The sequence below is a fragment of the Pseudomonas sp. GW823-FHT01D03 genome (genome assembly GCF_058798255.1).
In genome coordinates this window covers 1545327-1564040 of sequence record NZ_JBXAKK010000001.1, presented here as the reverse complement: position 1 = coordinate 1564040, position 18714 = coordinate 1545327, and the positions used below count along the sequence as shown (strand labels likewise).

Below are 18714 nucleotides of genomic sequence, written 5' to 3'. Positions count from 1 at the left end.
GCAGTATACAGCCCCGGCGCGGGTCGCACAGTCGGCTTTGGTCGGGCACCACCGATCCTTTATCAACTACCCATTTCAACAACGCGCCCTTATGATGTGCCCCAGACTTTTTACCCTGCGATGACCCATGGCCGATTCTGCTTTTTTCTGCACCCTGTCTCATGAAGGCGTACTCGCGGTTCGCGGCGTGGATGCCGGCAAATTCCTGCAAGGCCAATTGACCTGCAACCTCAACTACCTCAGCGACAGCCAGGCCAGCCTGGGCGCGCGCTGCACGCAAAAAGGCCGGATGCAGTCGAGCTTCCGCATTCTGCTCGAAGGTGACGGCGTGCTGCTGGCGATGGCCAGCGAACTGCTGGAACCGCAACTGGCGGATCTGAAAAAGTACGCGGTGTTCTCCAAATCCAAATTGACCGACGAAAGCGCCGCCTGGGTGCGTTTTGGTCTGGAGCACGGCGACGCAGCGTTGGCCAGTCTGGGTCTGGATCTGCCGAGCGAAACCGACAGCGTGGTGCGCAGCGCGGGCCTGATCGCGATTCGTGTCTCGCCGGATCGCGCCGAACTCTGGGTACCGGCCGATCAAGCCGACACCATCAAGGCCAAACTGGCCGGCGCCCTGCCTGAAGGCGAGTTGAACCAATGGCTGCTGGGGCAGATTCGCGCCGGTATCGGTCAGGTCATGCCGAGCACCCGCGAGCTGTTCATCCCGCAGATGCTCAACCTGCAGGCCGTCGGCGGCGTGAGTTTCAAGAAAGGTTGCTACACCGGCCAGGAAATCGTCGCGCGCATGCAGTACCTGGGCAAGCTCAAGCGTCGTCTCTATCGCGTGCAACTGGACGCGAGCGAATTGCCCGAGCCGGGAACCCCGCTGTTCGCCCCAAGCCACAGCAGCGCCATCGGCGAAGTAGTGATTGCCGCCCGCGCCGCAGAAAAGATTGAACTGCTGGCGGTGTTGCAGGCCGAAGCTGCCGAAGCGGGTGATCTGCACCTGGGCGCCCTCGAAGGGCCAGCCCTGCATTTGCTCGACCTGCCCTACGAACTGGATCGCGACCGCGAAATCCAGCGCTGATCGCAGCTTTTGTTGCAACACCCTAGAGAATCTACATGAGCGAGCTGGCGGATAAGGTCCAACAGGATTTGGTTGAGGCCATCGATAACGATGACCTGGTTCTGCCAACTTTACCGGAAGTGGCCCTGCAAATTCGCAAGGCCGCCGAAGACCCGGAGATCAGTGTCAGCGACCTGAGCAAAGTGATCGGCCGCGACACGGCGTTGTCGGCGCGACTGATCAAAGTGGTCAACAGCCCGTTGCTGCGCGCCACCCAGGAAGTCACCGACCTGCACACCGCGATCACCCGCCTTGGGGTGAACTACAGCAGCAACCTGGCGATCGGGCTGGTGATGGAACAGATTTTCCACGCCCGCTCCGAGGTGGTCGAACAGAAGATGCGCGAAGTCTGGCGCAAGAGCCTGGAAATCGCCGGCGTCAGCTACGCCCTGTGCCGCCGGCATACCCAACTCAAACCTGATCAGGCGGCGCTGGGCGGGCTGGTGCATCAGATCGGCGTGCTGCCGATCTTGACCTACGCCGAAGATCACTACGAACTGCTGTCGGACCCGGTAAGCCTCAACCATGTGATCGACCATATTCATCCGCTGCTGGGCGACAAGTTGTTGCGGGTCTGGGAATTTCCCGAGCAACTGGTGGCGTTGCCGGGGCTGTATCTGGATTTCAAGCGCAACTCGGCGCAGATTGATTACGTCGATCTGGTGCAGGTGGCGAGCCTGTATTGCCACAAGAACACCGAGCATCCGTTTGCGCGGATTGATCCGCACAGTGTACCGGCGTTCAGGAAGCTTGGGATCGATACGGAGAACAAGGAATTGTGCGCGGATCTGGAAGAATCGCGGACGATGTTTTACTGACCTGTGGCGAGGGAGCTTGCTCCCGCTGGGCTGCGAAGCGGCCCCAAAACCAGGCGGCCTCCCTTCATCAGGCAAACCCTGCACTCAGGGATCACGACTGCTGCGCAGCCGAGCGGGAGCAAGCTCCCTCGCCACAAAAGCCCTCTCGGCTGCTATCCCGCAATAAAACTCACCCGAACCTTCAAACCGGCCTGCTCGCCATCGTGCAAGGTAATCTGCGCCAGATGCGCCCGGCAGATCTCTCCGACAATCGCCAGCCCCAACCCTGAGCCTGCAACCTGCTGATTGCGCCGGTAGAAGCGTTCGAATACCCGATCCCGCTCTTCCAGCGGAATGCCCGGCCCGTCATCTTCGACCTCAAGCACCGCGGGCGCCGCGACCCGCAGAATCACGTTGCCGCCCGGTGGCGTATGCGCCAGTGCGTTGTCCACCAGATTGCTCAACAGTTCATTGAGCAACGTCGGCTCACCGCGCAGCCATACCGGCTCATCCGCCTCCAGCGCCAGCGCGACCCCGCGTGCATGAGCCAACGGCGCCATGGCCAAGCCCAGCTCGCGGGCCAACTGACTCAGATCGAGCAGTTGCGCGCCGCCCTCGGCAATGGCACGGGCACCGTTTTCCACACGCGCCAGCGACAGCAGTTGATTGGCCAGATGGGTCAAGCGGTCGGTGCTTTGCGCAGAGGACTCCAGCGTGCTGCGCCAGGTTTGCGCCTCAGTCGAACGCAGCCCCAGTTCCAGCCGCGCCTTCAACGCCGCCAATGGCGTGCGCAGTTCGTGTGCAGCATCGGCGATGAACTGCGCCTGTCGTTCGAATTGCCCGCGCAAACGTTCAGTGAAGTGATTGAGCGCGCGCACCAGCGGCCACAATTCATGTTGCACTTCCACCAGCGGCAGCGGCCGCAAATCATCGGGCTGACGCTCCTCCACCGCCGTGCGCAAACGCTCCAGCGGGCGCAGCGCGGCACTCACCGCAAACCACACCAGCAACAAGGCGCCGATCGCGAGCATGCCCAGACGCAGCAGCGTATCGGCCGCCAGACTGCGGGCCATGCTGACCCGCGCCTCATCGGTTTCGGCGACACGGATTTCCGCCATGCCGTTCATGTTCGGTTCGGTGACGGCTTTGAGCAGGCTGACCACGCGCACGTTCTGCCCGCGATAGGTCGCGTTATAGAAGCGCGCCAGCGCTGGGTAATCGTCGGTTCTTGGCGTGCCGGGTGGCGGGCCAGGCAGGTTTTCATAGCCGGAAATCAGCTTCTGATGGATGTCGTTGACCTGGTAGTAAATCCGCCCGGCGCTGTCGTAGGCGAAGGTATCCAGCGCCACGTAGGGCACCTCGGCGCTGAGGGTGCCGTCGCGCTGCGACAGGCCGGCGGCGATGGTCCGCGCCGAGGCCAGCAGGGTGCGGTCGTAGGCGGTATCGGCGGCTTCGCGCCCGTTCCAGTACGCGCTCAAACCACTGGCGAGCATCAACACCACCAGCAACAACGCGAGGTTCCACAGCAACCGCCAGCGCAGGCTGCTGGGCTTATGCATCGCGGCTTTCCAGCAAGTAGCCGAGGCCACGGAAAGTCACAATCGCCACCGGTTGGCCGTCGAGTTTCTTGCGCAGGCGATGCACGTAGATTTCGATGGCGTCAGGGCTGGCCTCCTCGTCGAGACCGAACACCTGTGCCGCCAGTTGCTCCTTGCTCATCACTCGGCCCGGGCGGGCGATCAACGCTTCGAGCACTGCCTGTTCGCGAGAGGTCAGGGTCAGCAGTTCTTCGCCGAGGCTGAAGCGCCGGGTGTCGAGATCGTAGGCCAGCACGCCACAGCGCTGTTGGCGCTCGCCACCGAGCACACTGCGTCGCAGCAGGGCTTTGACCCGCGCTTCGAGCTCGGTCAGTTCAAAGGGTTTGGCCAGGTAATCGTCAGCACCGAGATTGAGCCCGTGTACGCGGTCCTTCACATCGCTGCGCGCCGTCAGCATCAACACCGGCAGGTTCTTGCCGCGTGCGCGCAGGCGTGCCAGCACCTCAAAGCCGTCCATGCGCGGCAGGCCGACGTCGAGGATCGCCATTGCGTATTCCTCACTGCCCAGCGCCAGGTCGGCGGCCACGCCATCGTGCAACACGTCCACGGTCAGACCGGTGCTCTTGAGCGCCTGGGCGACACTTTCGGCCAGTTGCAAATGGTCTTCGACGAGCAGAACACGCATGGATCTCTACCTCATTCAGGGATGGCCGACGCCACTCTTTGCCGCGGAGTTTACAGCCGCAACCGCCGCTGTGAAGCCCGAAACCCGCGAAATCCAGCTGAAAGGTTAGTGAAAGGTTAGCCCGTTAGAGTCCGGTCACGGACAGTTTCGACTGCCGTCGCTGCTGCCACACAGCGATACGAAAAACGCCTCGAAGCGTTTTCGACCAATAAGAACAATAAACGGAGTACACCCGCATGCCGTCCTTGCAGACCAAGGCTCCTACGCCTGTTCGTCCTTCTCGTTTGCGCCACGCCACCCTCGCCAGCACTGCTGCCCTCGCCGGTTTTTCGCCGCTGAGCCATGCCGACTTCATCAAAGACAGTTCCGCCACTTTTGAAACCCGCAACATGTACTTCAACCGCGACTTTCGCGACGGCACCAGTGCCCAGCAGAGCAAGCGTGATGAATGGGCGCAGGGTTTCATGCTCAACCTGCAATCGGGTTACACCGACGGCACCGTGGGGTTCGGTGTCGATGCGCTGGGCATGCTCGGGGTCAAACTTGATTCGAGCCCGGATCGTACCGGCACCGGCCTGTTGCCGACCCACGATGACGGGCGCGCGGCGGACGAATACTCGAAAGTCGGCCTGACCGGCAAAGTGAAAATCTCCGCCACCGAACTGAAAATCGGCAGCCTGATTCCTGAACTGCCGATCCTCAAACCGAATGACGGGCGCATCCTGCCGCAGACCTTTGAAGGCGGCTTGCTGACCTCCAAAGAGATCAAGAACCTGACCTTCACCGGCGGGCGTCTGGAGAAAGCCAAGGATCGCGACAGCACCGATTTCGAGGACATCGCCCTCAACAACAAGAACAGCCGTTTCGCCGGTACCGCTGCCGGCAAGCATTTCGATTTTGCCGGCGTGGACTACAAGTTCACCGACAAGATCACCGGCAGTTACCACTTCGCCCAACTGGACGAAGTCTATAACCAGCACTTCTTCGGTCTGGTCGCCTCGCGGCCGATGGGCCCGGGCACCTTCGCCACCGACCTGCGCTTTGCCGTCAGTGACGATCAGGGCGCGGCCCGTGGTGGCGAGATCGACAACCGCTCGCTCAACGGTCTGGTCAGCTACGCCCTGAGCGGCCACAAGTTCAGCGCCGGTTATCAGCACATGTCCGGCGACAGCGCGTTCCCCTATGTCGATGGCAGCGACCCGTACCTGGTCAACTTCGTACAGATCAACGACTTTGCCGGCGCCGAAGAACGCTCGTGGCAGGCGCGTTACGATTTCGACTTCGCCCGCCTCGGCATCCCTGGCCTGTCGTTCATGAGCCGTTACCTGAGCGGTGACAACATCAAGCTCAAGAATGGCGAAGAAGGCAAAGAGTGGGAGCGCAACACCGAGATCAAATATGTAGTACAAAGCGGCGCCCTGAAGGACGTCGCGGTGCGTTTGCGTAATGCCACTTACCGTTCCAACTACTCGGCTCGCGATGCCGATGAAGTGCGGTTGCTGGTGAGCTATAGCGTTGCCCTTTGGTAATTGATTGAAATGCTGCGGGTTGGAAGATCAAAAGATCGCAGCCTGCGGCAGCTCCTACAAAAAGCCCTACAACAACAAGACCGTGGAGAAACCAATGAATGTGTCACTGCGTAAAGTTGCTCTGGCCGCTGGCGTCATGCTGTTCGCCGGCCAATTGATGGCTGAACCGAAACGTCCGGAATGCATCGCCCCGGCCTCCCCCGGCGGTGGTTTCGACCTGACCTGCAAACTGGCGCAGAGCGCGCTGGTCAACGAAAAACTGCTGACCAAACCGATGCGCGTGACCTACATGCCCGGCGGTGTCGGCGCGGTGGCGTACAACGCGGTCGTCGCCCAACGCCCGGCCGACGCCGGCACGCTCGTGGCGTGGTCCAGCGGTTCGCTGCTGAATCTGGCGCAAGGCAAATTCGGTCGTTTCGATGAAACCAATGTGCGCTGGCTGGCCGCCGTCGGCACCAGTTACGGTGCCATCGCGGTGAAAAGCGATTCGCCCTACAAAACCCTCGACGATCTGGTCAAAGCCCTGAAGAAAGATCCGAGTTCCGTGGTCATCGGTTCCGGCGGCACGGTCGGCAGCCAGGACTGGATGCAGACCGCACTGATCGCAAAGGCTGCCGGGATCAACCCGCGTGACCTGCGTTACGTCGCCCTCGAAGGCGGCGGCGAAATCGCCACCGCGCTGCTCGGCGGCCACATCCAGGTCGGCAGCACCGACATCTCCGACTCCATGCCGCACATCCAGAGCGGTGACATGCGTCTGCTCGCAGTGTTCGCCGACAAGCGCATCGACGAGCCAGAAATGAAGGATATCCCGACCGCGCGCGAGCAGGGCTACGACATCGTCTGGCCGGTGGTGCGTGGTTTCTACCTTGGGCCAAAAGTCAGCGACGAAGACTACGCCTGGTGGAAGGACGCCTTCGACAAACTGCTGGCCTCGGAAGAGTTCGCCAAGCTGCGCGATCAACGTGAGCTGTTCCCGTTCGCCATGACCGGCCCAGAGCTGGACACCTACGTGAAGAAGCAGGTGGCGGACTACAAGGTGCTGGCCAAAGAGTTCGGCCTGATTCAGTGATCGTCTCTGTCTAGCGGCTGCGGCCTCGCGCATCGAGGCCTCGGCACAGGAGTTTCCCATGCTCTTACAACGCATTTTCGCCTCGGTGCTATTGCTGGCCTGCGTCGGCCTGGCGCTGATGGCGTGGCCGTATCAAGCGGCTTTTTCTTACGAACCGGTCGGCCCGCGCGCCTTTCCCCTGCTGATGCTCGGCCTGATGGGCTTGGCGCTGCTGTACATGGTGTTCCGCCCGGCACCGATCAAACACAGCGAAGACGAGCCACCGCTGGATCGCCAAACCCTGACCAAGATCGGCATCTGCGTGCTGTTGCTGCTGGTCTTCGCCGGTCTGTTCGAACCGCTGGGCTTCATCCTCAGCAGCATCCTGATCGGCATCCCGATGGCGCGCCTGTATGGCGGTCGCTGGCTACCGAGCATTGTGGTGACAACGTTGATGGCCATCGGTCTGTACCTGCTGTTCGACCGTCTGATGGACGTTCCACTGCCTCTGGGCCTGCTCGACGTTCTGGAGAACTGATATGGATACTCTCGGTTATTTGGGTCAGGGCTTCGGCGTCGCGCTGAGTCCGTACAACCTGGTCACGGCCCTGACCGGCACACTGATCGGCACCGTGGTCGGGCTGTTGCCGGGCCTGGGTCCGATCAATGGCGTGGCCCTGCTGATCCCGATCGCCTTTGCCCTCGGCCTGCCGCCGGAGTCGGCGCTGATTCTGCTGGCGGCGGTGTATCTGGGTTGCGAATACGGCGGGCGGATCAGCTCGATCCTGCTGAACATTCCGGGCGAAGCCTCCACCGTGATGACCACCCTCGACGGCTATCCGATGGCGCGTCAGGGTCTGGCCGGTGTCGCCCTGTCGCTGTCGGCATGGAGTTCGTTCATCGGCGCGTTCATCGCCACTTGCGGCATGGTGCTGTTCGCCCCGCTGCTGGCGAAATGGGCGATTGCCTTCGGCCCGGCGGAATACTTCGTGTTGATGGTGTTCGCGATTGTCTGCCTCGGCGGCATGGCCGGCGATCGACCGCTGAAGACCTTTATTGCGGCGCTGATCGGGCTGTTCCTGTCGACCGTCGGCATCGACGCCAACAGCGGCGTATACCGCTTCACCGGCGACAACATTCACCTGACCGACGGCATCCAGTTCGTGGTGCTGGTACTGGGTCTGTTCTCGGTCAGTGAAATTCTCCTGCTGCTGGAAAAAACCCATCGCGGTCAGGAAGCGGTGAAAGCCACCGGGCGCATGATGTTCAACTTCAAGGAAGCGGCGTCGGTGTTTGTGGTGAACATCCGTTGCGGCCTGCTGGGTTTCATCATGGGCGTGTTGCCGGGTGCCGGCGCGACACTGGCCAGTGCCGTGGCCTACATGACCGAAAAACGCATCGCCGGTACTGGCGGCACATTCGGTCAGGGTGACGCCCGTGGCCTCGCCGCTCCTGAGACCGCGATCGGCGCTTCGGCCTGCGGCGCACTGGTGCCGATGCTGACCCTCGGTGTACCCGGTTCGGGCACCACCGCCGTGATGATCGGCGCGCTGTCGCTGTACAACATCACCCCGGGGCCGCTGCTGTTCCAACAGCAACCGGACATCGTCTGGGGCCTGATCGCGTCGTTGTTCATCGCCAACATCATGCTGGTGATCCTGAATATCCCGATGATCCGCATCTTCACCCGCATCCTCGCCGTGCCGAACTGGGCACTGGTGCCGGTGATCGCGATCATCACCGGGATCGGCGTCTACGCCGTGCATGCGACCACTTTCGACCTGTTCCTGATGGTCGGCATCGGTATCTTCGGCTACATCCTGCGTAAGCTGGATTTCCCGCTGTCGCCCGTGCTGCTCGGGTTCATCCTCGGTGGGCTGATGGAGCAGAACCTGCGTCGTGCGCTGTCGATCTCCAACGGTGCGCTGGAAATCCTCTGGTCGAGCCCGATCACCTTCGGCGTGTGGATCCTGACCGCGATCATGTTGCTGATGCCGCTGCTGCGCATCTGGCGCAAACGTTCGGCGGCGCAACGCGCCATCGCCGATGTCTGATCGCTCCTCCCTCAGAAGCTGGTGGGCGACCCCGCTGGTCGGTCTGCTTGGCGGTTTCATCGCCAGCCAGATCGGCTGGCCACTGCCGTGGATGGTCGGCTCGTTGCTGGCGATCATCCTCGTGCGCTGCCTGACCCCGTGGCAACTCACGGAAATCCCCGGCGGACGCAAATGCGGCCAATGGATCGTCGGCATTGGCATCGGCCTGCACTTCACGCCGCTGGTGATGGAGCAGGTGCTGAGTCATTTCGGTTTGATTTTCTTCGGCGCACTGGTCACCAGCCTGTCGGCGGTGGTCGGCGTGTGGTTGATGCGGCGTACCGGCGAAGATCGCGCCACGGCATTTTTCTCGAGCATGCCCGGCGGTTCCGGGGAGATGGTCAACCTCGGCGCGCGCAATGGCGCGCTGCTCAGCCATGTCGCGGCGGGGCAGAGTCTGCGGGTGCTGGTGGTAGTGCTGTGCGTGCCGGCCGCGTTCAAGTATCTGTTGGGCGACGGCACACCGATTTCCCACGCTGGCAACGTCGATTGGCACTGGCTGGCGATTCTGTTTCCTACAGGCGCCCTGCTCGCCTGGCTCTGGCAGCGTTTGCGTCAACCCAATCCGTGGCTGTTCGGACCGTTGCTGGTCAGTGCCACGGTGAGCATTGCCTGGGACTTGCACATCGGCCTGCCGGACGGTGGCAGCCAGATCGGCCAGTGGCTGATCGGCAGCGGGCTGGGCTGTCACTTCAATCGACAGTTCTTCCGCCGCGCACCGTCATTCATGGGCCGTACGCTGATCGGCACGGCGCTGACCATGTTGATCGCCACATTGGCCGCGCTGGGTTTGAGTGCACTGACCCATCTGGATCTGCGTTCGCTGACATTGGGCATGATGCCCGGCGGCATCGCCGAGATGAGTCTGACGGCGGAAACCCTGCAACTGTCGGTGCCGCTGGTGACGGCGATGCAGGTGATGCGGCTGCTGTTTGTACTGTTTCTGGCGGAGCCGTTGTTCAAGTACTGGAATCGTAATCCCGAGTAACACTGATTTACCGAGTTGCCTTCTTCGCGAGCAAGCCCGCTCCCACATTGGTTATGTGCATGCCGCAAAACCAATGTGGGAGCGGGCTTGCTCGCGAAGGGGCCGGCCCGGTCAGCCGATCAGACCGGCGGCAGCCTCCACTCGATCGGCGCCTCACCATTCTGCTCGAGAAACTTGTTGGTCCGGCTGAAATGCCCGCAACCGAGGAAGCCCCGATAAGCCGACAACGGCGACGGATGCACCGAGGTCAGCACCAAATGCTTGGTCGCATCAATCAGCTTCTGTTTGCTCTGCGCATGCGCGCCCCACAGCATGAACACCAGATGCGGCTGCCGTTCGCTGACCAGTTCGATGATCCGGTCGGTGAAGAACTGCCAGCCCTTGTCCTTGTGCGCGTTGGCATTGGCGCGCTCGACGGTCATGGTGGTGTTGAGCATCAACACGCCCTGATCGGCCCAGCTCTGCAGGTAGCCGTGGTTGGGGATGTCGATGTTCAGGTCGCGCTTCAACTCTTTGTAGATGTTGACCAGCGACGGCGGCGCCGGCACGCCCGGTTGCACCGAGAAGCACAAACCATGGGCCTGGCCTGGGCCGTGGTACGGGTCCTGGCCGAGAATCACCACTTTGACTTTATCCAGCGGCGTCGAATTCAGCGCGTTGAAAATCAGCGGCCCCGGCGGATAGATCTCCTTGCCGGCCGCCCGCTCCTGCTGCAGAAAATTGCGCAACTCCGCCATGTAAGGCTGGTCGAACTCAGCACGCAGTGCCTCCTTCCAGCTCGGTTCGAGTTTGATACGGTCGTCAGCAGTCATGGTCATACCCGGCAAAAACAATGGGGCGAACCCTAGGAAAGCCGACCACGCTTGTCAATTGATCTGACGCAGATCCGGCACTTTCCCACACAGCGATCATACTGAACGCTCAATTTCCCGATCGAGGTCACGATGAATCTGCACTTCGAAGAACTTACCGGCACCGACGGCGCCCGCCTCGGGATCGCCAGCCTGGATGCTGAAAAGTCGCTCAACGCGCTGTCCTTGCCGATGATCAACGCCCTGAGCGACAAACTGCACGCCTGGGCCAAGGATCCACAAATCGTCTGCGTGCTGCTGCGCGGCAATGGCGCCAAGGCGTTCTGCGCCGGCGGCGAAGTGCGCAGTCTGGTGGAGGCCTGCCGGGCCCATCCCGGTGAAGTCCCGCCACTCGCTGCGCAGTTTTTCGCCGCCGAGTATCGCCTGGACTACAGCCTGCACACCTACCCCAAACCGCTGATCTGCTGGGGCCACGGTTACGTGCTCGGCGGCGGCATGGGCCTGTTGCAAGGCGCGAGCACGCGGATCGTCACGCCGAGTAGTCGCCTGGCGATGCCGGAGATCACCATCGGCCTGTATCCGGACGTCGGTGCCAGTTGGTTTCTCTCACGGTTGCCAGGCAAGCTCGGCTTGTTCCTCGGTCTGACCGGCGCGCACATGAACGGCCGCGATGCGATCGATCTGGATCTGGCCGATCGTTTCCTGCTTGAAGAGCAGCAACCGCAATTGATCGAAGGCCTGCTGCAACTCAATTGGCAGGAACAGACCGACATGCAGCTCAACAGTCTGCTCAAGGCCCTGCAACAGGAGGCCGTTGGGCAGATGCCCGAGGCGCAGTGGCTGCCGCGGCGTCAGCAGATCGATGAACTGCTCGACGTCAGCGACGTCACTTGTGCCTGGAAAGCCATCAGCCTGCAACGCGACAGCAGTGATCCGCTGATCGCCCGCGCCGCGAAAACCCTCAGCGAAGGCTCGCCGCTGACCGCACATCTGGTCTGGGAACAGATCCTCCGCGCCCGCTATCTGTCGCTGGCCGAAGTGTTTCAGATGGAATACACCCTGAGCCTCAATTGCTGCCGGCACCCGGAATTCAGCGAAGGGGTTCGTGCGCGGCTGATCGACAAGGATCAGAAACCGCACTGGCATTGGCCGGATATAAACAATGTGCCGGATGCGGTGGTCGAGGCGCATTTTCACAAGGTCTGGGAAGGTCGGCATCCGTTGGCGGATCTGACGGTTTACTGATTGCCCGGCAAATTGCAGGCACAAAAAAAGCGGCGCTCAATGCGCCGCTTTTTAGTTGCGGATGATTACCAGCGACCGCCTCGCCCGCCGTGATCGCCCCGATTGCCGTGATGATCACGTCCGCCCCGGTCACGATCCCAGCCACCACCGCGGTGACCGTCCCAACGACCACGATCGTTGCCGTGCCAGCGACGACTTTCGTAGTAACGCGGCGCTGGCTGGTAGTGCCGCGGCGCAGCCTGGTAGTAACGTGGCGCCGAGTAGTAACGCGGAGCCGGTTGGTAGTAGCGTGGGGCCGCCTGGTAATAGCGCGGGGCCGAGTAATAGGTGCTGCCGCCGCGGTAGTAAGTGCCGCCCGTGTTGTAGTAGGCCGGCGCGGGTGAGGTGTAGACCTGCGAGCTGTAATAACTGTCTGCGTAGGAGTAGGGAGCGCAACCGGCAACGGAAAACATCATCGCAGCAAGTAGAAGAATTCGTCGATACATGGCGGCCTCCTGGACCGCGGGTAGCCGCACCAGCGACGCTGGCAGGCATCAGTCGTTTATTCGGTGACTGACGAAATATCTGACAGCGTTTTCCGAATCTGGTGCGATTCCGTAACAAGTTGAAACATGTGATTGATGAAATCCTGTTCATTTGCAAAACACTGTCATGCAGCCGCTGCTAACAGCCTTCAGAAAGACCTTCGGCCGCAGCAGTACAGTGCAGCCGACCCGGTTTTTGTCTGTTTGGCCTGGGGCAAGTGCCGGGCGCGGAAAAGCTGCAGATCAGTGGTGTCAGTCACACTGAGAATCCCCTGTGGGAGCGGGCTTGCTCGCGAAAGCGCTGGGTCAGTCAACTTCAAGGTGGCAGGAACAGCGCATTCGCGAGCAAGCCCGCTCCCACAGTTGGTCTGCGTAAGGCCCAGGAATACAACAACGACCATTCGCGCCACTCAGGGAGCAGTTATTTCCCGAACGTGTTGATCGGGTGCTACCACTGAGCAAGCGGATGCATCTTGCACACGCTGCCGTCCCGGGCCGATCATGCGATGTACCGGGCCAGGCAAACTGGCCGTAACCGCACCTGCGTGGAAATGCCTCACTCGTCTTATGCCTGATTCCGACACTAAACCCGACCTTTGCCCGGCCTGTGGCGCACGCAACGACTGCAGTCTGGCCGACCCGCGCACCGCCGACCAGGCCTGCTGGTGCTATGGCGTGAGCATCGATCCGGCCGTGCTTGAAGCCTTGCCCGCAGCGCTGCGCGACAAATCCTGCCTGTGCCCGCGCTGCGCTCAGGTCGAGGCGCAACTGCAAGCAGCGGCGCGGCCGATCCCGTAAGATACGCGGCCCTTTATCCGCCGATTCCTGACCATGCGCGTCGACCGTTTCCTCAGTAACCTGCCCCGCTACAACCGTCAGCAGGTTCGCCTGTTGCTGGTGGAAAAGCGCGTGCGGATCGACGGAAAAGTCGTCAGCGACCCGCACAGCGAAGTGCTGGAATTCAGCCGCGTCGAAGTCGATCAAGAAGTCCTGCAAACCGGCAAACCGGCGCGCTACTTCATGCTGCACAAACCGCCCGGCTGCGTCAGCGCCACCCGCGATCCGCAACACCCGACCGTGCTCGACCTGATCGATGAACCGGACAAGGACGACCTGCACATCGCCGGTCGCCTGGACTTCAACACCACCGGGCTGATGCTGATCACCAACGATGGCAGCTGGTCGCGACGCCTGACCCAACCGCAGACCAAACTGCCGAAGGTCTATTACGTCGAGACCGAACAGGAGATCGGGCCGCAATACGCGCTCACGTTTGCCGAGGGCATCTACTTCGCCTTCGAAAACCTGACCACGCAACCGGCGCAGCTCGAAGTGCTCGGCCCGCGAGCGGCGCGCCTGAGCATCGTCGAGGGGCGCTACCATCAGGTGAAGCGCATGTTCGGTCACTTCAACAATAAAGTGCTGCGTCTGCACCGCGAATCCATGGGCCCGCTGTCGCTGGATAACGCGCTAAAACCGGGCGAGTACCGTGCTTTGCGCACCGAAGAGATTCATTTGTTCTAAGCCGGCGACCGCTCAGCAGAAGTTGTCGAACAATTTACCAACGGCACTTGCGCGATCCCCATCCCACTGCTTGAATCAGGACGTCGGCCAGATTGTGACCGATTAGTCACACCATACTTCCAAGAAACTTTTTGCCGGTCGTCAGCCCCTTGGGTTGCGCCTCAGCCGGCAGACTGCCCGCCAATAACAACACCCGTCGACCGTAGTCATGGATCGACATGGGCCAGGCAAATTCCAGGCGTATGCCTACCTGTCACAAAGCTCGTGCAATCTCTGGTTGCGCGCATACCCGCTTGCTTGCCAGGAGTCTTATGACATGAGGCCAGAAATCGCTGTGCTGGATATACAGGGTCAGTATCGGGTTTACACGGAGTTCTATCGCGCAGACGCCGCAGAAAAGACCATCATCCTGGTCAACGGCTCGATGGCCACGACTGCGTCGTTTGCACAGACTGTGAAAAACCTGCACCCGCAATTCAACGTGGTTTGCTACGACCAGCCCTACGCGGGCAGGTCGAAAATCCACAACCGCCACGAGAAACATCTGACCAAGGAAGTCGAAGGGCAGATCCTGCTGGAGCTGATCGACCACTTCGGCGCCGAACATGTGCTGTCGTTTTCCTGGGGTGGTGCGGCGACCCTGGTTGCCCTGTCACACCAGCCGCGGCGCATCGAAAAAGCCGTGATCAGCTCGTTCTCGCCGGTGATCAACGCACACATGCTTGATTATCTGGAGCGCGGTGTCGATTACCTCGGCCAGCGCGACGGCGACCGCGTCGGGCACCTGGTCAACAGCACTATCGGCAAACACCTGCCGTCACTGTTCAAGCGCTTCAACTATCGCCACGTCAGCAGCCTGGCCGAGCACGAATACGGGCAGATGCACTTTCACATCAGTGACGTACTGCACAGCGATCGTCAGTGCTATTTGAATGCGGCGAAGAAGATCAACGTGCCAGTGCTGTTCCTCAACGGCGAATGGGATGAATACACCGCCGCCGAAGACGCCCGGATTTTCGGCAACCACGTGGCGCACAGCACCTTCACCACGCTGCAGGCCACCGGGCATTTCCTCGACATGGAGCACAAGGCCGCCTGTCGCGATAGCCAGAACGCCCTGCTCAGCTTCCTGAAACCGTCACCGCAGTCGAGCCGAACACGTTACGCGTTCGTCCAGGATCACCATGCATTGGCCATTTGAAGAAGTGTCGTCGCGAGCGAGTCTGTGGGGCTGGAAAACCAGCATTGATTGCCCTGCAGATTTGCCCGCGAATGACCATTTTCAATGCTGTAACGCGCTGCGGGCAAAAGAAAAACTTCAAATCCGCGCCCGACTCTGGTACAAAGTCAGCCGCTCTGAGCGGGTATAGTTTAGTGGCAAAACGAAAGCTTCCCAAGCTTTAGTTGAGGGTTCGATTCCCTCTACCCGCTCCACTCAATCGGGTCTCACGTCGTGTTATGACGGGGGATGCAGGAACAGAAAAAACCGGCCTACAGGGCCGGTTTTTTTGTGTCCGGGATTTGCCCGCATTGCCCCGTAAAGGCCTGCAACACACCCATCATCCCAGCGCGACGCCCCAGCCTAGACTGAATCTTGCCACCGAGCCAATCAAAGGACGATGACCGCTCGGTGGTTATAGTGTTGATCAAAAAAAATCAGTAGTTATAGTACCCACCAAGCACACCACAAGGAGGTGTTGTGAATAGCCGCTTTTTAATCGGTCAACTCGTCGCAGACGGTTGGTATCTGGTGCGGGTCAAAGGCAGTCATCACCACTTTAAACATCCCATAAAACCTGGTCTGGTGACGGTGCCGCATCCAAAGAAGGACCTGCTTAAAAAAACGGCCATCAGCATTTTGAAACAGGCGCTGCTTTGACTCATTCCACCGACAGCGTCCAGGAGGTCCACGAACATGCTTTACCCGATCGCAATTTCAATAGGTGATGAAGAACATGCCTGGGGAGTGGAAGTGCCGGATATTCCCGGCTGTTTTTCTGCCGGGGATGATTTGGATGATGCCGTCGCGATGGCTCGTGAAGCCATTGAGGGTCATTTCGAAATTCTGGCCGAGGACGGTGCGTCGATCCCGCCAGCCAGCAAGCTTGGCGTGCACGTAGCGAACCCGCAGTATGCCGGTTGTGCCTGGGCTGTGGTTGATATCGACGTTACCAAATACCTGGGCAAGGCGCAGAAACTCAACATCACACTACCCGGCTATCTGCTCAACCGCATTGATGAATATGTGCTTCATCACCCGGAAGAGAAAAGTCGTTCGGGGTTTCTGGCTTCGGCAGCGTTGAAGGTCTTGCAGCAAGGTTGAATGCAAATCGGGCCCTCCGCTAGCATTTCCCCATCACCCACCACCCTCCCCCTGCGCGGCCATCGACGAATACGCGTTTTGACTTTCGAGGGACTCCATGGCGCGGCCCCTGTGCCGCTGATGACCGAACTCAAAAGAGCATTTCCACCATGACGCAAAATATTTACGACGACCCGGAGTTTTTCCAGGGCTACAGCCAGATGAACCGCTCTATAGGCGGCCTCGACGCCGCGCCGGAGTGGCCGGCGCTCAAGGCATTGCTGCCATCGATGCACGATTTGCATGTGGTCGACCTCGGCTGCGGCTATGGCTGGTTCAGCCGTTGGGCCAGTGAGCACGGCGCCGCCCATGTACTGGGGCTGGATGTCTCGGAAAAGATGCTCGAGCGGGCGCGCGAAACCACTGCGGCGGCGAACATTCGCTATGAACGTGCCGATCTTGAACACCTCGACTTGCCGGCCTGCAGTTTCGATCTGGCCTACAGTTCGCTGGCGCTGCACTACATCAAGGATCTGGCCGGACTGTTCGCTCATCTGTACGCGGCGTTGAAACCGGGTTCGCATTTTGTGTTCTCCATCGAACACCCGATCTTCATGGCGCCGCGCAATCCGGGCTGGCTGGTCGACAGCGACGGTCACAAGCGCTGGCCGCTGGACAGCTATCAAATAGAGGGCGAGCGGGTGACCCACTGGCTGGCCGAAGGGGTAATCAAGCAGCACCGCACGATGGGCACGCTGTTGAATTCGTTGATCGCGGCAGGTTTTGCCATTCGCCATGTCAACGAATGGGGGCCGAGCGATGCGCAGGTGGCGGCGCAACCGGCGCTGGCTGAAGAGCGGGAGCGGCCAATGATGATGTTGGTGGCGGTGCAGCGCTAACTCGCGGCATATACATTGTGGCGAGGGAGCTTGCTCCCGCTGGGGCGCGAAGAGCCCTGAAGATCTTGGGCCTGCTTCGCAGTCCAGCGGGAGCAAGCTCCCTCGCCACAGAATTGGTGTTTGCCTTTACCGAGTCGCGACGATAAACAACCGCGGAAACGGCAACAGCACCGAACCATCGGGCAACGCCGGATACGCCTCGGCAACCGCCACCAGATACTGCTGCAGATACTGCGCCTGCTCCTCTTCGCTCAGCGGGCTCAGAAACGGAATCAGGCCACTGCCCTTGAACCACTCCACGATCCCCGCCGCTCCACCGGACAACTGATGGTGATAGGTGGTGCGCCACACATCGACCCGCGAACAGTGCGGGCGCAACATCGAGAAGTAATCGCTGGCACTCGCCATGTCGGTGCGCTGCCCGGCGGCCCCAGCCAGTTTCGCAGCCCATGGGCCGTTGGCGGCGACTTCGCGCATCAGTCGATGGGAAGGCTCGTTGAGGTTGTCCGGCATCTGGATCGCCAGACTGCCACCATCCGACAGCTTGTTGGTAAGTGCCGGCAGCAACGTCGCGTGATCCGGCACCCACTGCAGCACGGCGTTGGCGAAGATCACATCGAACGGCCCTTGATCCGCCCAACTATCGATTTGCACGACTTCGAACTGCAACTGCGGCAGGCGTTTGCGCGCCGCGGCGATCATGTCCGGCGAGCTGTCGAGGCCACTGACCTGCGCCTGCTCAAAACGCTGCACCAGCAGCTCGGTAGAGTTCCCCGGGCCGCAACCGATATCGACCACCGATCGCGCCTGAACCGTGGGAATCGCCGCGAGCAGATCACGAGCCGGGCGGGTGCGTTCATCTTCGAAAGCGACGTATTGTCTGGCGGACCAACTCATTGCGTTCTCCTGTCGGGACATTCCTGCGGTTCGTCACAATACAGGGAGCGCTGCGGGCAGTTCCAGACGGGCTTATTGCAAGGGATGTCTTCGCCCTCACAATTATTGGCAGTCGCCATTTGTAAGTAGAATTTTCATCGCGCCCCGGATGTCTGAATTTCAAGCTCTCCCAATAAGGAACACCGCAATGAAATTCGCGAAAATCTCCCAGACCCTGGCCCTCTGGGCCGGTAGCCCGAAAACCTTCATGGGTGCATTGATTCTGATTTTTCTGTGGGGGTTGAGCGGGCCGATTTTTGATTTCAATGACACCTGGCAACTGATCATCAACACCTCGACGACGATCATCACCTTTCTGATGGTGTTCCTGATCCAGAACACGCAGAACCGTGATACAGACATCCTGCATCTGAAGCTTGATGAGTTATTGCGGGTGAACAAGGAGGCGCAGAATGCGATGCTCGGTCTGGAATCGCTGGATCTCAAACGACTGGAGGCGCTGCGCAAGCATTACCGCAGTTTGGGCGAGAGTGAGGTGTTCAACCTTGAGGGGCTGGGGGAGAAGAGCAAGCCGAAGCAGGATTTGAATGACTGCTGAAAGCACCGCTAGCAGGTCAAACTTTGCGGCGAGGGAGTTTACTCCCGCCAGGACGCGCAGTACCCCTGAAGAGGTCTGCTACGCAGCCCGGCGGGAGCAAGCTCCCTCGCCACAGAAATTGGTT

General features: G+C 60.6%; 20 protein-coding genes and 1 tRNA gene. 16 read left to right on the top strand and 5 right to left on the bottom strand.

The window, feature by feature from the left end; translation table 11 throughout:
* Positions 1–127 precede the first annotated feature (127 nt).
* Positions 128–1069 carry a CAF17-like 4Fe-4S cluster assembly/insertion protein YgfZ gene (gene ygfZ, locus AC1RBR_RS06970; RefSeq protein WP_492563591.1) on the top strand — a complete coding sequence of 314 codons (942 nt, stop codon included), beginning with the start codon at positions 128–130 and terminating at the stop codon, positions 1067–1069.
* A 35-nt stretch (positions 1070–1104) separates the two neighbouring features.
* Positions 1105–1926 carry an HDOD domain-containing protein gene (locus AC1RBR_RS06965; RefSeq protein WP_204895730.1) on the top strand — a complete coding sequence of 274 codons (822 nt, stop codon included), beginning with the start codon at positions 1105–1107 and terminating at the stop codon, positions 1924–1926.
* A 152-nt stretch (positions 1927–2078) separates the two neighbouring features.
* Here the strand turns inward: AC1RBR_RS06965 and AC1RBR_RS06960 are convergent, their stop codons facing one another.
* Both AC1RBR_RS06960 and AC1RBR_RS06955 read right to left on the bottom strand, forming a co-directional pair.
* Positions 2079–3464 carry a sensor histidine kinase gene (locus tag AC1RBR_RS06960; RefSeq protein WP_492563589.1) on the bottom strand — a complete coding sequence of 462 codons (1386 nt, stop codon included), beginning with the start codon at positions 3462–3464 and terminating at the stop codon, positions 2079–2081.
* Positions 3457–4128: a response regulator gene (locus tag AC1RBR_RS06955; RefSeq protein ID WP_003222545.1), complete on the bottom strand. Its 672-nt coding sequence runs from the start codon at positions 4126–4128 to the stop codon at positions 3457–3459. The genes AC1RBR_RS06960 and AC1RBR_RS06955 overlap by 8 nt, the downstream gene beginning before the upstream one ends.
* Positions 4129–4364: 236 nt before the next feature.
* Between AC1RBR_RS06955 and AC1RBR_RS06950 the strand changes: the two genes are divergently transcribed.
* The 5 genes from AC1RBR_RS06950 to AC1RBR_RS06930 all read left to right on the top strand — a co-directional run bounded on the left by AC1RBR_RS06950 (position 4365) and on the right by AC1RBR_RS06930 (position 9789).
* Entirely contained in the window at positions 4365–5657 is a 1293-nt protein-coding gene (locus AC1RBR_RS06950) for an OprD family porin (RefSeq protein WP_166497100.1), read from the top strand.
* Between the two features lie 94 nt (positions 5658–5751).
* Complete coding sequence (locus AC1RBR_RS06945) at positions 5752–6729, top strand: Bug family tripartite tricarboxylate transporter substrate binding protein (RefSeq protein ID WP_492563587.1); 978 nt, start codon at positions 5752–5754, stop codon at positions 6727–6729.
* Positions 6730–6787: 58 nt separating this feature from the next.
* Positions 6788–7246 (top strand): tripartite tricarboxylate transporter TctB family protein, encoded by a 459-nt coding sequence (locus AC1RBR_RS06940; protein WP_134785621.1) that lies wholly within the window; start codon positions 6788–6790, stop codon positions 7244–7246.
* Between the two features lies 1 nt (position 7247).
* A complete protein-coding gene (locus AC1RBR_RS06935; RefSeq protein ID WP_492563584.1) occupies positions 7248–8762 on the top strand; it encodes a tripartite tricarboxylate transporter permease in 1515 nt (504 codons plus the stop codon).
* Complete coding sequence (locus tag AC1RBR_RS06930) at positions 8755–9789, top strand: AbrB family transcriptional regulator (RefSeq protein ID WP_115986178.1); 1035 nt, start codon at positions 8755–8757, stop codon at positions 9787–9789. Before AC1RBR_RS06935 ends, AC1RBR_RS06930 begins: the two co-directional genes overlap by 8 nt.
* A gap of 119 nt (positions 9790–9908) precedes the next feature.
* On the opposite strand, the gene ung is transcribed toward AC1RBR_RS06930, so the two are convergent.
* Complete coding sequence (ung, locus tag AC1RBR_RS06925; RefSeq protein ID WP_007963257.1) at positions 9909–10601, bottom strand: uracil-DNA glycosylase; 693 nt, start codon at positions 10599–10601, stop codon at positions 9909–9911.
* Between the two features lie 132 nt (positions 10602–10733).
* On the opposite strand from ung, the gene dspII reads away from it, so the two are divergent.
* Complete coding sequence (gene dspII / locus AC1RBR_RS06920; RefSeq protein ID WP_492563582.1) at positions 10734–11846, top strand: enoyl-CoA hydratase/isomerase DspII; 1113 nt, start codon at positions 10734–10736, stop codon at positions 11844–11846.
* A gap of 65 nt (positions 11847–11911) precedes the next feature.
* On the opposite strand, the gene AC1RBR_RS06915 is transcribed toward dspII, so the two are convergent.
* On the bottom strand, positions 11912–12331 hold the full coding sequence (locus AC1RBR_RS06915; RefSeq protein WP_253150859.1) for a hypothetical protein: 420 nt from the start codon (positions 12329–12331) through the stop codon (positions 11912–11914).
* A 606-nt stretch (positions 12332–12937) separates the two neighbouring features.
* Here AC1RBR_RS06915 and AC1RBR_RS06910 point away from each other — a divergent pair.
* From AC1RBR_RS06910 to AC1RBR_RS06880, 7 genes are all read left to right on the top strand, one after another.
* Positions 12938–13168: a cysteine-rich CWC family protein gene (locus tag AC1RBR_RS06910; protein WP_115986181.1), complete on the top strand. Its 231-nt coding sequence runs from the start codon at positions 12938–12940 to the stop codon at positions 13166–13168.
* A 33-nt stretch (positions 13169–13201) separates the two neighbouring features.
* Complete coding sequence (locus tag AC1RBR_RS06905) at positions 13202–13894, top strand: pseudouridine synthase (protein ID WP_481396681.1); 693 nt, start codon at positions 13202–13204, stop codon at positions 13892–13894.
* Positions 13895–14210: 316 nt separating this feature from the next.
* A complete protein-coding gene (locus tag AC1RBR_RS06900) occupies positions 14211–15095 on the top strand; it encodes an alpha/beta fold hydrolase (protein ID WP_204895736.1) in 885 nt (294 codons plus the stop codon).
* 159 nt (positions 15096–15254) lie between these two features.
* Positions 15255–15328, top strand: a tRNA-Gly gene (locus AC1RBR_RS06895).
* A 265-nt stretch (positions 15329–15593) separates the two neighbouring features.
* Positions 15594–15773: a type II toxin-antitoxin system HicA family toxin gene (locus AC1RBR_RS06890; RefSeq protein WP_007963251.1), complete on the top strand. Its 180-nt coding sequence runs from the start codon at positions 15594–15596 to the stop codon at positions 15771–15773.
* A 36-nt stretch (positions 15774–15809) separates the two neighbouring features.
* Positions 15810–16217, top strand: a complete 408-nt coding sequence (locus tag AC1RBR_RS06885) for a type II toxin-antitoxin system HicB family antitoxin (RefSeq protein WP_095138523.1) — start codon at positions 15810–15812, stop codon at positions 16215–16217.
* 149 nt (positions 16218–16366) lie between these two features.
* Entirely contained in the window at positions 16367–17095 is a 729-nt protein-coding gene (locus AC1RBR_RS06880) for a class I SAM-dependent methyltransferase (protein WP_492563579.1), read from the top strand.
* Between the two features lie 126 nt (positions 17096–17221).
* Here AC1RBR_RS06880 and tam read toward each other — a convergent pair whose 3' ends face one another.
* Complete coding sequence (gene tam / locus AC1RBR_RS06875; RefSeq protein WP_492563577.1) at positions 17222–17992, bottom strand: trans-aconitate 2-methyltransferase; 771 nt, start codon at positions 17990–17992, stop codon at positions 17222–17224.
* Positions 17993–18179: 187 nt separating this feature from the next.
* Between tam and AC1RBR_RS06870 the strand changes: the two genes are divergently transcribed.
* Positions 18180–18590 carry a low affinity iron permease family protein gene (locus AC1RBR_RS06870; RefSeq protein WP_492563575.1) on the top strand — a complete coding sequence of 137 codons (411 nt, stop codon included), beginning with the start codon at positions 18180–18182 and terminating at the stop codon, positions 18588–18590.
* The last annotated feature ends 124 nt before the right edge of the window (positions 18591–18714 follow it).

Coding starts and splice junctions, on each gene's coding strand:
- ygfZ (WP_492563591.1), top strand. CDS start 128: ATGGCCGATTCTGCTTTTTTCTGCACCCTGTCTCATGAAGGCGTACTC.
- AC1RBR_RS06965 (WP_204895730.1), top strand. CDS start 1,105: ATGAGCGAGCTGGCGGATAAGGTCCAACAGGATTTGGTTGAGGCCATC.
- AC1RBR_RS06960 (WP_492563589.1), bottom strand. CDS start 3,464: ATGCATAAGCCCAGCAGCCTGCGCTGGCGGTTGCTGTGGAACCTCGCG.
- AC1RBR_RS06955 (WP_003222545.1), bottom strand. CDS start 4,128: ATGCGTGTTCTGCTCGTCGAAGACCATTTGCAACTGGCCGAAAGTGTC.
- AC1RBR_RS06950 (WP_166497100.1), top strand. CDS start 4,365: ATGCCGTCCTTGCAGACCAAGGCTCCTACGCCTGTTCGTCCTTCTCGT.
- AC1RBR_RS06945 (WP_492563587.1), top strand. CDS start 5,752: ATGAATGTGTCACTGCGTAAAGTTGCTCTGGCCGCTGGCGTCATGCTG.
- AC1RBR_RS06940 (WP_134785621.1), top strand. CDS start 6,788: ATGCTCTTACAACGCATTTTCGCCTCGGTGCTATTGCTGGCCTGCGTC.
- AC1RBR_RS06935 (WP_492563584.1), top strand. CDS start 7,248: ATGGATACTCTCGGTTATTTGGGTCAGGGCTTCGGCGTCGCGCTGAGT.
- AC1RBR_RS06930 (WP_115986178.1), top strand. CDS start 8,755: ATGTCTGATCGCTCCTCCCTCAGAAGCTGGTGGGCGACCCCGCTGGTC.
- ung (WP_007963257.1), bottom strand. CDS start 10,601: ATGACTGCTGACGACCGTATCAAACTCGAACCGAGCTGGAAGGAGGCA.
- dspII (WP_492563582.1), top strand. CDS start 10,734: ATGAATCTGCACTTCGAAGAACTTACCGGCACCGACGGCGCCCGCCTC.
- AC1RBR_RS06915 (WP_253150859.1), bottom strand. CDS start 12,331: ATGTATCGACGAATTCTTCTACTTGCTGCGATGATGTTTTCCGTTGCC.
- AC1RBR_RS06910 (WP_115986181.1), top strand. CDS start 12,938: ATGCCTGATTCCGACACTAAACCCGACCTTTGCCCGGCCTGTGGCGCA.
- AC1RBR_RS06905 (WP_481396681.1), top strand. CDS start 13,202: ATGCGCGTCGACCGTTTCCTCAGTAACCTGCCCCGCTACAACCGTCAG.
- AC1RBR_RS06900 (WP_204895736.1), top strand. CDS start 14,211: ATGAGGCCAGAAATCGCTGTGCTGGATATACAGGGTCAGTATCGGGTT.
- AC1RBR_RS06885 (WP_095138523.1), top strand. CDS start 15,810: ATGCTTTACCCGATCGCAATTTCAATAGGTGATGAAGAACATGCCTGG.
- AC1RBR_RS06880 (WP_492563579.1), top strand. CDS start 16,367: ATGACGCAAAATATTTACGACGACCCGGAGTTTTTCCAGGGCTACAGC.
- tam (WP_492563577.1), bottom strand. CDS start 17,992: ATGAGTTGGTCCGCCAGACAATACGTCGCTTTCGAAGATGAACGCACC.
- AC1RBR_RS06870 (WP_492563575.1), top strand. CDS start 18,180: ATGAAATTCGCGAAAATCTCCCAGACCCTGGCCCTCTGGGCCGGTAGC.